Below are 13,051 nucleotides of genomic sequence, written 5' to 3'. Positions count from 1 at the left end.
CGCAGCGGAGGATGCCGCCGATTAAGGCCGCGTAAGCGGTCGCGCCATGTAACAGCTACTTCGCCCAGCGGATGATCTCTCCGGCGACGAGGTCGGGGCGCTCCACGTGCAGGAAGTGGCCCGCGTCCTCGATCAGGTGCCACTCGTAGTCGGCCAGGACATACCGGCCGGAGCCCTGCGCCGTGGCGGTGAGCGTGATCGGGTCCAGCGCGCCCTGGAGTTGCAGCGTCGGGGTGATGATCGGCTGGCGCACCGCCCGGATGAACCGGTAGCCGTGCAGCCGCAGCGTCGACCGGAACGCCCACCGGTACGCCTCCATCGCGCAGAAGGCGGCCTGCGGGATGCGCAGGGCCTCGCGGCAGCGCGCCTCGTACTCCGCGTACGCCGCGGTGGTGCGGAAGGCCGGGCCGGTCCACGAGCGCATCAGGTCGCCCGCCAGCTCGGCGCCGTCCCGGGTGAGGACGTGCTCGTAGCGGGGCAGCTGGAAGCGCAGCAGGGCACGCCCCGCGCGGCGCTGCGCGGCGTCGGCGACCAGCGCCGAGCGCAGCCGCAGCGGGTGCGCCGAGCCGAGCACCACCAGCCGGTTGACGAGCTTCGGGTGCAGCGCCGCCGCCGACCACGCGATCAGCCCGCCCGCGCCGGCCCCGACGACGGTGGCGCTGCGCTCGCCCAGGGCCCGGATCAGGCCGACCACGTCGCCGGCGAGCGTGAAGCCGTCGTACCCCCGTGGTGGCTTGTCGGTGGCGCCGTAGCCGCGCAGGTCGACGGCGACCGCCCGGAAGCCCGCGTCGGCCAGCAGCGGCAGCTGCTCGTGCCAGGCCCACCAGAACTCGGGGAAGCCGTGCAGCAGCACCACCAGCGGCCCGGTGCCGAGTTCGGCGACGTGGAACCGGCTGCCGTTGGCGCTGACGAAGCGGTGCGTCCACGGACCCTCGGTCAGCACGCACGCCTCGTCCACCGGGGCGTTCCCGCCGCGGTGACTCATGCCGGGATCACCCATCGCTGCCCGCACTCACTCATAGGTGCAGGCTAGCGTGCCCGTACTCGGACCTGTCTGCGCAGCAGGGCGGCGGCCAGCAGCGAGGCGATCAAGGACCCCAGCAGCACCGCCTCCTTGATCAGGATCTGCTGCTCGCCCGCCGGGAAGGCGAGCTCGGCGATGAGCAGGCTCACCGTGAACCCGCACCCGGTGACCACCGCGACCGCGAGCAGGTCGCGCCAGGTCAACCCCTCGGGCAGCTGGGCCAGGCGCGACCGGACCGCGACGGCCGCACCGCCGAGCACCCCGACGGTCTTGCCGACGACCAGGCCGATCAGCACGCCGAGCGCGGCGCGGTCGGTGAACAGCGCCGCCAGCGTGCCCACGCTCACGGCGATACCCGCCGAGAAGAACGCGAACAGCGGCACGCACACGCCCGCGGAGATCGGCTGGAGCGTGTGCTCCAGCTGCGCGGCCGGGGCCTCGTGCTCGCCCTCGTCGGGTTTGACCCGGGTGAGCAGGCCGATCGCGACGCCCGCGATGGTGGCGTGCACGCCCGAGGCGTGCACCAGGGCCCAGGCCGCGACCGCGAGCGGCAGGTACAGCCACCAGCCGCGGATGCGGAACTGCTGGAGCAGGCCGTAGGCGGCCAGGGCGGCGGCGGCGCCGAGCAGGGGCAGGAAGGCCAGGTGCGCGGTGAACACGATCGCGATCAGCAGGATCGCGCCCAGATCGTCCACGATGGCCAGGGACAGCAGGAAGACGCGCAGGCCGGGTGGCAGGTCGCGGGCGCAGATGGCGAGTACGGCCAGCGCGAACGCGATGTCGGTGGCGACCGGCACGGCCCAGGCGCTCGTGCCGCCGGGGGCGCCGTACGCGATGAGAAAGCAGGTGAGCGCCGGAATGATCATGCCGCCGATCGCCCCGGCGATGGGCAGCGCCGCCTGGCGCGGGCTGCGCAGCTCGCCGACGACCAGCTCGCGTTTGAGCTCCAGCCCGGCGACGACGAAGAACACGGTGAGCAGGCCGTCCTGCGCCCACGCGGCGACCGACAGGTTCAGGTGCAGCGCCTGCGGCCCGAACGTGTAGTCGCTGAGCCGCTGGTACGCCCCGGCCAGGGGCGAGTTCGCGACGATCAGCGCCAGCGCGGTCGCGCCCAGCAGCACCAGGCCGCCGATCTGCTCGGTGCGCAGGAACCGCACCACTTCCGCGGCGGCGGAGCGGGCCGCCTGGGCCCGGCGCCGCTTCATCCGCTTCATCCGCGGGCTCGGCTGCGGCCGGGTCCGGCTGTCATTCATGATTCGGATCCTACGGTTCGGACCAGCAGATTTCGGGCGCCTGGCACAACTGGCCGGGGCGGCCATAACCCCTGGCGCGCCCGCGGCGGGGTGGGGCAGAGTTCCCGGTCATGACCACCCCCCTGCGTGTCGTCGACGTGAGCGGCACCCCCGAGCAGATGGGCGAGGCGTACGGCGCCGCCGCCACCGACCTGATCCAGGCCAACGTCGCCACCTACCTGGCCCGCTTCTCCCGGTCCGCCGGGCTGGACCGGCAGACCGTGCTGACCCGGGGCGCCGCCTTCCGCGACACCACCCGGGCGCTGGCCCCCCGGCTGGCGCGGATGCTCGACGCGACCGCCGGCGCGGCCGGGCTGGCGCCGGAGCTGATCTACGCCGTCAACGCCCGGTCGGAGCTGCTCTACGGCGACCCGTCCTGCGGCGCGCCCGGCGGCGCGGGGGCGGAGCTCGGCGAGTGCACCAGCATCGGGGTGCTGGACTCGCGCACCGCCGACGGCCACACGGTGCTGGCGCAGAACTGGGACTGGCACCCGGACCACCGCGACGGCAACCTGCTGCTGGTCACCCGCGACGAGCGGGGGCACGTGGTGGCCGCGCTGACCGAGGCGGGCATGCTGGCCAAGGCCGGCCTCAACGGCGCGGGTCTGGGGGTCTGCGTCAACCTGCTGGGATGCGACCGCGACGGGCGGCCCGGTGGATTGCCGTACCACGTGCTGCTGCGCTCGGTGCTGGAGGCCGACTCGCTGTCCTGGGCCACCCGCAACGCGGTGCGCGCACCACGCTCGGCATCCATCAATCTCCTCATCGGACAGGCCCATCCGTCCGGCGGTGAAATCATCGACCTGGAGCTGGCTCCGGGCGAGGCGGGCTGGCTCCATCCGGTCGACGGCCTGCTCACGCACGCCAACCACTTCGAGACGCCGCTGCCGGTGTACGACACCGTCAAGGACTGGGGCGGTTCGTCGCTGTTCCGCTCGGCGCGGGCGCGGCGGCAGCTGGCGGCTGCGGGGGATCGGCTGCGGCCCGAGGACATCCTCGGCGTACTGCGCGACCACCACAGCTACCCGGTGTCACTTTGCCGCCATGTCGATCCGCGCGACGAAGAGGCCGATCGCTCTGAGACGATTTGGACTGTTTTCCTCGACCTAGATGCCCGATCTATGCAGCTGATTCCCGGGCCGCCCTGTATCGGTCGGGAAGGTATGAGATTCACCATCCAATAGGGACGGTTAAAAATCTGAGAACGTTCCAACTGATGACAGCGACGGTCAGTTATGCAAGGCTGCTTTCATAATCGACGACACGGCCAGGCCGACCAACCATGCCGTGCTGACCGCGTCGTCTCCGTCAAAGGGAGGGAGGACCCTTTGCGAATCCGCAAAATTGGCAGCGCAGTCGGGATCACCGCCGCGTTGGTCGCTGCCAGTCTGACGGGTGCCCCCGCAGACGGCGCGCCGAAGCCGGTCAATCCGCAGGAACCGTCGTACGCACATCAGGCCGACAACCTGCCGAACCCGCTGGCCGAGTCGAAGACCGACCTGACCGAGCAGGCCATCGCCGCGGTCATCTCGGGCAAGGCGAAGGCTATCGAGCGCAACGGTTCCCAGGTCGTTCGCGTGGGTGGCAACCGCTGGGCCGAGCTCAAGAAGAAGGCCGACAAGGTCGACCCCATCTTCGTGGTGCTCTCGCAGTTCAGCGACACGACTCACCCCGTGATCGGCGGCACCCCTGGTCCGCAGAAGAACGAGATCCCGGAGCCGGACCGCACGCAGGACAACTCGACGAACTGGAAGTCGGACTTCAACCAGGCTCACTTCGACCAGGTCTACAACGGGTCGACGGAGTCCGTGGCTGACTTCTACTACCAGCAGTCGGGTGCCAAGTACACCACCAAGGCCTCAGTGTCCGACTGGGTGCAGGTGCCGTACAACGAGGCTCGTTACGGCAGCAACAACTTCAGCCAGACGAGCACCTACTGGCCGTTCATCCGGGACACGGCGAACGCGTGGTACAACGCGCAGATCGCGGCGGGTAAGACCCCGGCCGAGGTCGCGGACTACCTCAAGCAGTTCGACGTGTACGACCGGTACGACGCGGACGGTGACGGCAACTTCAACGAGCCGGACGGCTACATCGACCACTTCCAGGCTGTGCACGCTGGAGAGGGCGAGGAGGCCGGTGGCGGCGCCCAGGGCGCCGACGCCATCTGGTCGCACCGCTGGTACGCGTACTCCAACGGCGCCGGCTCGACCGGTCCGACGGGGGCGCTGCTGGGCGGCACCCAGATCGGCACCACGGGCATCTGGATCGGTGACTACACCATCCAGCCCGAGAACGGTGGTCTCGGCGTGTTCGCGCACGAGTTCGGCCACGACCTCGGTCTGCCGGACCTGTACGACACCGCCGGTGGCGACAACAGCACCGCGTTCTGGACGCTGATGTCGGGCGGTTCCTGGATGAGCCACAGCACCACGGAGATCGGCACCTCGCCGGTCTACATGGGGCCGTACGAGAAGCTCTTCCTGGGCTGGCTGGACTACACCACGGTCGAGAACGGCAAGACCAAGATGGTCTCGCTGGGCTCGGCGGCGACCCCGAAGGGCCTGCCGCAGGCGGTTCTCGTGCCGCTGCCGCAGCAGACCCTGACCACCAACTGGAACACGCCGTTCTCCGGCTCGTACGAGTGGTGGGGCGGGTCGGCTGACGACCTGAACAACACCCTCGAGCGGACCATCGACCTGACCGGCGCCACCTCGGCGTCGCTCAGCACCAAGGTGATGTACGACATCGAAGAGGGTTTCGACTACCTCTACGGTGAGGTCAGCACCAACGGCGGGGCCAGCTGGACGAACGTCGGCGGCCGCACCGACGGCAGCGTGGATGTCACCGAGGGCCTGGACGGCAGCTCGGCTGGGGCGTGGGTGGGGCGTTCGTACGACCTGTCCGCGTACCTCGGCCAGACCGTCAAGTTCCGGTTCCGCTACCAGACCGACGGCGGCGTGCACTACTCGGGTCCGTTCCTGGACAACATCACCCTCACCACCGATGGCGTCGGCGCTTTCTCCGACGACGTCGAGGCTGGCGTGGGCGCCTGGACCGCCGGCGGGTTCACCCGCTTCACCGGTACCAGCACCCGCACCGCGGACCACTTCTACCTCGCGGAGTACCGGTCCTACACCGGCTACGACAAGAACCTGAAGACCGGTCCGTACAACTTCGTCGGCGGCTCGAAGCCGGACTGGGTGGAGAAGTTCCCGTACCAGGACGGCCTGCTGGTGTGGTACGTGAACTACGCGTACGGCGACAACAACACCTCGGCGGACGACCAGGCCGGTCACGGTCTGGCGCTGCCGATCGACGCCCGCCCGGCGCCGCTGACGTTCTCGGACGGCAGCCTGCTGGGCAACCGGCGCCAGCCGTTCGACGCGACCTTCGGTCTGCAGAGCACTGACGCCGTCACGCTCCACCGCGGCGACATGACGCTCAACATTCCGTCGCGGCCCGGCATCCCGACGTTCGACGACTCGGACCCGAACCGTTACTGGTCGGCTGCGAACCCGTGGAACTCGGCCAAGGTCGCCGGTGACGGCGTGAAGATCACGATGTGGCTCGAGATCCCCGGCTCGCTGCCGGTGGTCCTGCTCCAGGTCAAGAACTGAGTAAGTAGGTAACAGAAGGGGCCTGCCCTCCGGGGCGGGCCCCTTCTGCCATGTTCCGACCCGTCAGCTCCAGCCGCCGTTCTGCGACGGCTGTCCGAGCGGCGGAGGCCACCGGTGGCACGCGGCGAGGCGGACACCGGGAAGTCGCCCGCACACCGCACCGCCTCTTCGAAGACCTCGCGCGAGGCGGCCACGCCGTCGCGGTGCTCAAAGACGAGCTGCACGCCGAGCATCGGTCAGCTCAGGGCGTCGTCGTGACCGGAACGGAATGCCATTCGCTCGTCAACCCGAGCACAGACACTGAACCACCGGGATGGCTCGATGTCATGAGGTTCGACTGGCAGCAACATGCCATTGACAGCTAGTTACCGGAGTATCAGGTTCGCTCTCTTTCGTGATCTTCATGGGACCGGCTCGCGGAGAGGTCGGTACGGCCGATCGGATACTGCGCAACGCGCAACGAGCCGAGTGCGACGCCGAGTTGGAACCGGTTCTCCACGCCGAGCCGGTCCATGAGGTTGCGCAGCAGATTGGAGACGGTCCGCTCGCTGATCTGCAACTGCTGTGCCGCACCGGCGTCGGTCAGCCCCTGCACCAGCAGGCTGACGAGCGCCTCCTCCCGCGGCGTGAGCGGGAACACGGGCATGGGAACCTCCTGGGGAGACTGAGCAGCGGACCAGCATCGTTCGAACGTCTCCACCAGCGATGCGACCAACGCGGTCTGGGCGACTTCGAGGTAGCCCCGTTCGTAGTTGTGCGGGTCGACCGGGAACAGCGCGACGCGGCGGTCGATGACGATCAGTTTCATAGGCACGTCCGACCGCACCCGGTAGCTCGCCCACGGTCTGGACGACAGGCCGCCGTAAGGAACCAGCCGGTGAGGGTCCGCAGCCTGAACGCCGATGATCCGGGTCGGCACACCGCGTTCGCCGAGATGCCGGCCAGCCGTTGCCCCGCCCCGCATGGACGCGACCTCGAACGCCTGTTCCGGGTTGAGGGTGAGCACCTCATGCCGCGCGTGCGAGAACAGGACCACCAGCCGCTTGCGGGCCTTGTCTCGGCTGGTGAGGTGTCGGATGTCGGGGCTCAGACCGACCGCGTCGGCTCGCGGGACCGAGCAGCGCACCTGTGGCTGGACTGCGGCTCGGTGCTGGCGGCGGCGCAACCGCTGGACGACGCTGTCAGTCGATCCGGCGCGCCACACCGCCTCCTCGCGCGGCCCAGTCCGCCGCCCCGCCGGTGCGACGGACTCGGCGCCGTACAGGTCCTCCAGCGCGTCGTCGACGCGTCTGCGAGACATGCCCAGTGACCGGGCGAGGCCTGCTGCGGTGTCTGGGCCGCAGGTGGCCAGGGTGCGGAACACCAGGTCCGCGTCCGGGGTCAGCCCCCACCTGGTCAGCAGCGGCACCGCGGCCCCCGCGGGGATGCTCTGCGACGTCATGTTCGACCTCCTTGACGGCAGAAGGAAATCACCGGGTATGGCCGGGCGTCTGCCGTCGTGATCGAACTGAGACCGGGAGATTGCGGGATCCCGCAACGGCGGGCCGAAACCTGGCGGCCGGAGGCGCCCCTCCACGAACATCTCCACAGCAGCAACATCCCGGCGATCCTGCCGGAAGGGGCTCCACGGGGGAGCCCCTTCCGGCACTTCACAAACCTGTTGGCGCCGTTGCCCTTGATAAATTGCTACAGCCTGACTACGTGCGGTTCAAGTGGAACACCGAGTACAACCGGGGCCAGATCGACAACAAGTTCCGGTCGGACATGGGCATCATCTGCGATGGAAAGATCATCGGGCTCCGGACGCACTGCCGCAGCTGGGCGCTGACGTACTACACGGCCGTCCGCAACGGCGGAGCAAGCCACTTCCGTTGATCGACCGACTGACCTGCCTTGACTGAAGGCGGGTCGACCGTGGCGGCCGGGGATGATCCGGCCGCCACGGTCACGACGAAAGGAGAATGTCGATGCGGAACTCGGCCAAGGCTGTCCGGATCGTGACGCTGGCAGTGGCCGCTCTCATCGCCGGGGTGGTCTGCCTGCCGTTCCGGCACGAACTTGTTCCGGTGGAGCCGGGTTCGGTGAACTACCACTACCTGACCACCTGGGGCGAGATCGCCCTGCCTTTCGTGCTCGCCGTCCTCGCCGTGGCAGGCGGGTGGTGGCTGCGAACGCTGGGAGGCGCCGCCTGGACGGCCGTGGCGATCAGCCTGCCGCCGCTGGTTCTCTACGCATTCCTGGGCGAGTTCCGCTACGAGTCCATGGGCGCGGACCTGTGGATGCTGGGCACGATGATGCTGAGCCCGTTCGTGCTGTTCGGGGCGATGCTGTTCGCGCTGGCCGGGTTCGGCCTGCGCCGCTGGACGGATCGCCCCCGCACCGCCTGAACGACGAAGCGGGGGCAGCCCCTGGGCCGCCCCCGCTTCGCGTGTAAGTCCTTGTACGCTGGTCAGTCCTCGTTCGAGGAACCGGAGTTCATTCCGGCGGCGATGAGGTTCATGACCGCCGAGTCCTGCAGCGTGGTGACGTCGCCCAGCGACCGCTTCTCCGCCACGTCGCGCAGCAGGCGCCGCATGATCTTGCCGGACCGGGTCTTGGGCAGCTCGGTGACCAGCATGATCTGGCGCGGCTTGCAGATCGGGCCGAGCGTCTTGGAGACGTGCTCGCGCAGCTCCGCCACCTCGGCCTCGGCACCGCCGCGCAGGATCACGAACGCCACGATGGCCTGGCCGGTGGTCGGGTCGGTGGCGCCGACGACCGCGGCCTCGGCCACCGCCGGGTGCGCGACCAGCGCCGACTCCACCTCGGTGGTGGAGATGTTGTGGCCCGACACGAGCATCACGTCGTCGACCCGGCCCAGCAGCCAGATCGCGCCGTCCTCGTCGCGCTTGGCGCCGTCGCCGGCGAAGTAGAAGCCCTGCTCGGCGAAGCGCGACCAGTACGTCTCGATGAACCGCTTGTCGTCACCCCAGATGGTGCGCAGCATCGACGGCCACGGGCCGGTCAGCGCCAGGTAGCCGCCGCCGCCGTTGCCCACGATCGAGCCGTCGTCGGCCACGACCTCGGCCTTGATGCCGGGCAGCGGGCCCATCGCCGAACCGGGCTTGCAGCTGGTCACGCCGGGCAGCGGCGAGATCATGATGGCGCCGGTCTCGGTCTGCCACCAGGTGTCCACGATCGGGCACCGGTTGCCGCCGATGTGCTCGCGGTACCACATCCAGGCCTCGGGGTTGATCGGCTCGCCGACCGAGCCGAGCAGGCGCAGCGAGCTCAGGTCGAACTGGGCCGGGATGTCGTCGCCCCACTTGGCGAACGTGCGGATCGCGGTCGGCGCGGTGTAGAGGATCGTGACGCGGTACTTCTCGACGATCTCCCAGAACCGGCCGCGGTGCGGGGTGTCGGGGGTGCCCTCGTACATCACCTGGGTGGCGCCGTTGGACAGCGGGCCGTACACGATGTAGCTGTGGCCGGTGACCCAGCCGATGTCAGCGGTGCACCAGTAGACGTCGGTCTCCGGCTTGAGGTCGAAGACCGCGGAGTGGGTGTACGACGCCTGCGTCAGGTAGCCGCCGGTGGTGTGCAGGATGCCCTTGGGCCGCGCGGTGGTGCCCGACGTGTACAGGATGAACAGCGGGTGCTCGGCGTCGAAGGCCTGCGGCTCGTGCTCGGCCGACGCGGTGCCCACCACGTCGTGCCACCACAGGTCGCGGCTGTCGTCCCACGCCACGTCCTGCCCGGTGCGCCGCACGACCAGCACCTTCTCGACGGTCGGGCACTCGGCCACGGACTCGTCGACGGTCGGCTTGAGCGCGCTCGGCGCGCCGCGGCGGTAGCCGCCGTCGGCGGTGATGACTACCTTCGCGCTCGCGTCCTGGATGCGTCCGGCCAGCGCGTCCTTGCTGAAGCCGCCGAACACCACCGAGTGGGTGGCGCCGACGCGGGCGCAGGCCAGCATGGCCACGGCCGCCTCGGGGATCATCGGCATGTAGATCGCGACGCGGTCGCCCGCGTTCACGCCCAGCGAGGTCAGCGCGTTGGCGGCCCGGCACACCTCGGCGTGCAGCTCGGCGTACGTGATGGTGCGGGTGTCGCCCGGCTCGCCCTCCCAGTGGATGGCGACGCGGTCGCCCAGGCCGTTGGCCAGGTGCCGGTCCAGGCAGTTGTACGCGATGTTGAGCTTGCCGCCGACGAACCACTTCGCGAACGGCGGGTTCGACCAGTCCAGCACCTGGTCCCACGGCTGAGCCCAGTCGAGGCGGCGGGCCTGGGTCTCCCAGAAGGCGAGGCGGTCGGCGTCGGCCTCCGCGTACGCCTCAGCGGTGACGTTGGCCTGCGCCGCGAGTTCCGCCGGCGGGTCGAACCGCCGCGACTCATGCAGCAGGTTCTCCAGGGTCTCGCTCACTGCCGCGCCTCCTTGGGGTGTCAAATTAGCCTGTGACGTCGGTCTCGGGCTGATGTTACGTCGCCGTGACGCGGCTTTACAGTTAGGGTCCCTAACAATTTCGGGCGAAGTGCCTACAAGCCGTTTTCGTTCCGGCGGCTAGTCTCCGGGCATGACTATGGACCCCCTGGCGCCGCTGCTGAACCTGGCCGACGTCGAATCTGCGGTGAACGGTGCCCGCGCTGCGGTGGATGGCGCGTACCGGCACCGCGCGCTGCGGCGGCAGGGCGGGGCGGTCGCCGCCGAGATCAGCCTGCGGTGCGCGGTCGCCAGCGCCGCGCTGGAGGGCCACCGGTACGACCTCAGCGCCGTACGCGGCGGCACCGTCCTGGACGCGGTCCTCCAGGGTTCGCTACGCGTCGCCGAAGCACTGCCCACCCTGCACGAACGCTGGCACAAGTCGCCCCGCCAGGTGCTCGCCCGCCTCCACCTGCTCGCGGGCACCGGCGTGCTCCCCGAGCACGACCTGGGCAAACCCCTGCCCGAGGCCGCCGCCCGCCTGGACACCCTGCTCGAACTGGTGGCAGCAGAGGCAGGCGACCCGCTCATCCGTGCCGCGGTGGTTCACGGCGAACTCCTGGCGCTGAAAGCCTTCCCCGGCGTCAACGGCGTCGTGGCACGGGCCGCCGCCCGCCTCACGCTGGTCGGCAGCGGCTTCGACCCGCGCGGCGTGATCCCCGTGGAGACGGCGCACCTGGACCGCGAGCCCGAGTACATCGGCGCCGCGAACGCATTCGCCACCGGCACCCCCGACGGCCTGCGCTCCTGGCTCCGCCACTACACCACCGCCGTAACCCAGGCCTGCACCGACTTCCCCACCCTCGCCGACCCCCTCCTCTAAGGACCCGCGCCGCCCCGCCCCGCCCCGCCCCGCCCCGTGCCGCGCCGTGCCGCGCCGACGTCGGGCAAGCAGCACTTTCGGGGAAACTGCTGGAATCTTGAGCCGAATTCCACCACTTTCCCCGAAACTGCACCACGCGAACGAAGCCACACCCATGCGCAGCCGTACCCACGCGAATGAAGCCGCACCCACGCACAGCCGCACCCACGCGCAGCCGTACCCACGCGAATAAAGCTGCACCCACGCGTAGCCGGACACGTGAACGAAGCTGTACCCACGCAAAGAAGCCGCACCGTCACACGGAAGCGCACGCACGGGAAAAGCCCCCGACCCCAGCCACCGCGCGCTCGCCGGCGGCGTCTGGACTGAGGAGCGTGCCCGAGCCGAAGGCTCGGCAGCGACGAGGGAAGACGCCGCCTGAAAGGCGAGCGCGCCGCGCCCCGCGAAGGCGGGGCGCAAAATTATGGATGGCGCCGCATGTTCGCGACGCCATCGCGCACGTCCCTCCGGGTTACCAGGCGTGCACCTCTGGCTAACTGCCCTCGACGGACCCGAGAGTCTCGCCGGGACTTTGCCTTCACGACGGCTAGATCGCGCGTGGGTGCCCGGTGGCCGTGCTCGAAAGCTGGCTTCTGCCAGCTACTTTCGGCTGCAGAACGCTTCCGTACCCACTTTTCTACGCCCGTTTCGCGCCGATGGCCAGCCCTCGCCGCGAATGTGTGACAGATGGGGCTGTTGTGGCACTTGTGTCACTCGGGCGGTGGGGCGGGCGTTCAGCCCGCGGCTGCTGCTGCGGCGCGGGCGCGACGGCGGCGGCCGTACCAGGCGATGCCGATCGCGACGCCGACGCCGAGCCCCAGCGCGGCCGCGGCCATGGGCACGGCGGGCCTGCTGCGCAGGCGTTTGGCCAGCGGCACGGGGTGCCGGAACTCCAGCACGGGCCAGCGCCGTTCGTTGGCCTCGCGGCGCAGCGCCTTGTCGGGGTTGACGGCGCTGGGGTGGCCGACCGCCGCGAGCAGCGGAATGTCGGAGACCGAGTCGGAGTACGCGTAGCATTCGGAGAGGTCGTAGCCGCGCTCGTCCGCGATGCGGCGCACCGCCTCGACCTTGGCCGGGCCGGCGGCGTAGAAGTCGATCTCGCCGGTGTAGCGGCCGTCGGCGATCTTCATCCGCGTGGCGATGACGTCGGAGATGCCGAGCTGGGCGCCGATGGGCGCCACCATCTCCTCGCCGGAGGCCGACACCAGGATGATGTCGCGGCCTGCCGCCTGGTGTTCCTCGATCAGGATGGCCGCCTCGGCGTAGATGTACGGATCGATCAGCTCGTGCAGGGTCTCGCCGACGATCTGGCGCACCTGGTCGACCTTCCAGCCGCGGCACAGCTCGGCCATGTAGTCGCGGGTGCGGACCATCGACTGGTCGTCGGCGCCGCCGCGCTTGAACATGAACTGCGCGTACGCCGTCTTGACGACGTCACGCTTAGTGATCAGACCGTCCCGGTAGAACGGCCTGCCGAACGCCAGCGCGCTCGAAGTCGCGATGACGGTCTTGTCCAGGTCAAAAAACGCGGCGCTGCGGCCCACGGCGAGAAAGTGTAGCCGGGATGTTTCGTCCGCGTCGCCCGGTGGGTTGCGCTCGTCCTGCCGGACCGCGTTACTGAGCGGCGAATCAGTGATTGCGCAGCGTAGGATCTTGGCATCATCTACGGCGTGTCGGGGCGTGTCGGGACAGATGCCTCTCGACGGAGCCCCGTCGAGTGGGGCATGCTTTCGCACACAAGCCCTCAGCGGTCGCCACCCCCCCCGCGGCCGCTGGGCGGGTTCCGGCCCACAT

General features: G+C 69.7%; 10 protein-coding genes. 5 read left to right on the top strand and 5 right to left on the bottom strand.

All coding sequences use genetic code 11. The annotated features are described in order from the left end of the window. Nucleotides 1–55: 55 nt before the first annotated feature. Nucleotides 56–985, bottom strand: coding sequence for an alpha/beta fold hydrolase (locus Cs7R123_RS39020; RefSeq protein WP_212834153.1), 930 nt, complete (start codon nucleotides 983–985; stop codon nucleotides 56–58). Nucleotides 986–1,029: 44 nt separating this feature from the next. Continuing rightward, nucleotides 1,030–2,277: a Na+/H+ antiporter NhaA gene (nhaA, locus tag Cs7R123_RS39015; protein ID WP_244872423.1), complete on the bottom strand. Its 1,248-nt coding sequence runs from the start codon at nucleotides 2,275–2,277 to the stop codon at nucleotides 1,030–1,032. 110 nt (nucleotides 2,278–2,387) lie between these two features. On the opposite strand from nhaA, the gene Cs7R123_RS39010 reads away from it, so the two are divergent. After that, nucleotides 2,388–3,500, top strand: a complete 1,113-nt coding sequence (locus tag Cs7R123_RS39010) for a C45 family peptidase (RefSeq protein ID WP_212834151.1) — start codon at nucleotides 2,388–2,390, stop codon at nucleotides 3,498–3,500. Nucleotides 3,501–3,689: 189 nt separating this feature from the next. Then, nucleotides 3,690–5,936, top strand: a complete 2,247-nt coding sequence (locus tag Cs7R123_RS39005; RefSeq protein WP_244872422.1) for an immune inhibitor A domain-containing protein — start codon at nucleotides 3,690–3,692, stop codon at nucleotides 5,934–5,936. Nucleotides 5,937–6,312: 376 nt separating this feature from the next. Here Cs7R123_RS39005 and Cs7R123_RS39000 read toward each other — a convergent pair whose 3' ends face one another. After that, nucleotides 6,313–7,377: a LuxR C-terminal-related transcriptional regulator gene (locus tag Cs7R123_RS39000; protein WP_212834147.1), complete on the bottom strand. Its 1,065-nt coding sequence runs from the start codon at nucleotides 7,375–7,377 to the stop codon at nucleotides 6,313–6,315. Nucleotides 7,378–7,637: 260 nt separating this feature from the next. On the opposite strand from Cs7R123_RS39000, the gene Cs7R123_RS38995 reads away from it, so the two are divergent. Beyond that, nucleotides 7,638–7,811 (top strand): phospholipase A2, encoded by a 174-nt coding sequence (locus Cs7R123_RS38995; RefSeq protein ID WP_212834145.1) that lies wholly within the window; start codon nucleotides 7,638–7,640, stop codon nucleotides 7,809–7,811. Between the two features lie 92 nt (nucleotides 7,812–7,903). After that, nucleotides 7,904–8,323, top strand: coding sequence for a hypothetical protein (locus Cs7R123_RS38990; protein WP_212834142.1), 420 nt, complete (start codon nucleotides 7,904–7,906; stop codon nucleotides 8,321–8,323). A gap of 62 nt (nucleotides 8,324–8,385) precedes the next feature. On the opposite strand, the gene acs is transcribed toward Cs7R123_RS38990, so the two are convergent. Beyond that, the gene (gene acs / locus Cs7R123_RS38985; RefSeq protein ID WP_212834140.1) at nucleotides 8,386–10,338 is read right to left on the bottom strand and encodes an acetate--CoA ligase; all 1,953 of its coding nucleotides are present in this window, start codon (nucleotides 10,336–10,338) and stop codon (nucleotides 8,386–8,388) included. Nucleotides 10,339–10,489: 151 nt separating this feature from the next. Here acs and Cs7R123_RS38980 point away from each other — a divergent pair, with 151 nt between their 5' ends. Then, on the top strand, nucleotides 10,490–11,218 hold the full coding sequence (locus Cs7R123_RS38980) for an oxidoreductase (RefSeq protein WP_212834138.1): 729 nt from the start codon (nucleotides 10,490–10,492) through the stop codon (nucleotides 11,216–11,218). Between the two features lie 773 nt (nucleotides 11,219–11,991). Here Cs7R123_RS38980 and Cs7R123_RS38975 read toward each other — a convergent pair. Next, nucleotides 11,992–12,801: an HAD family phosphatase gene (locus tag Cs7R123_RS38975; protein ID WP_212834136.1), complete on the bottom strand. Its 810-nt coding sequence runs from the start codon at nucleotides 12,799–12,801 to the stop codon at nucleotides 11,992–11,994. Nucleotides 12,802–13,051 lie beyond the last annotated feature (250 nt).

The sequence above is a fragment of the Catellatospora sp. TT07R-123 genome (assembly GCF_018327705.1).
Classification (GTDB): Bacteria; Actinomycetota; Actinomycetes; order Mycobacteriales; family Micromonosporaceae; genus Catellatospora.
The sequence above is the reverse complement of the archived record's forward strand: the minus strand, read 5'-3'. Positions and strand labels throughout refer to the sequence as shown.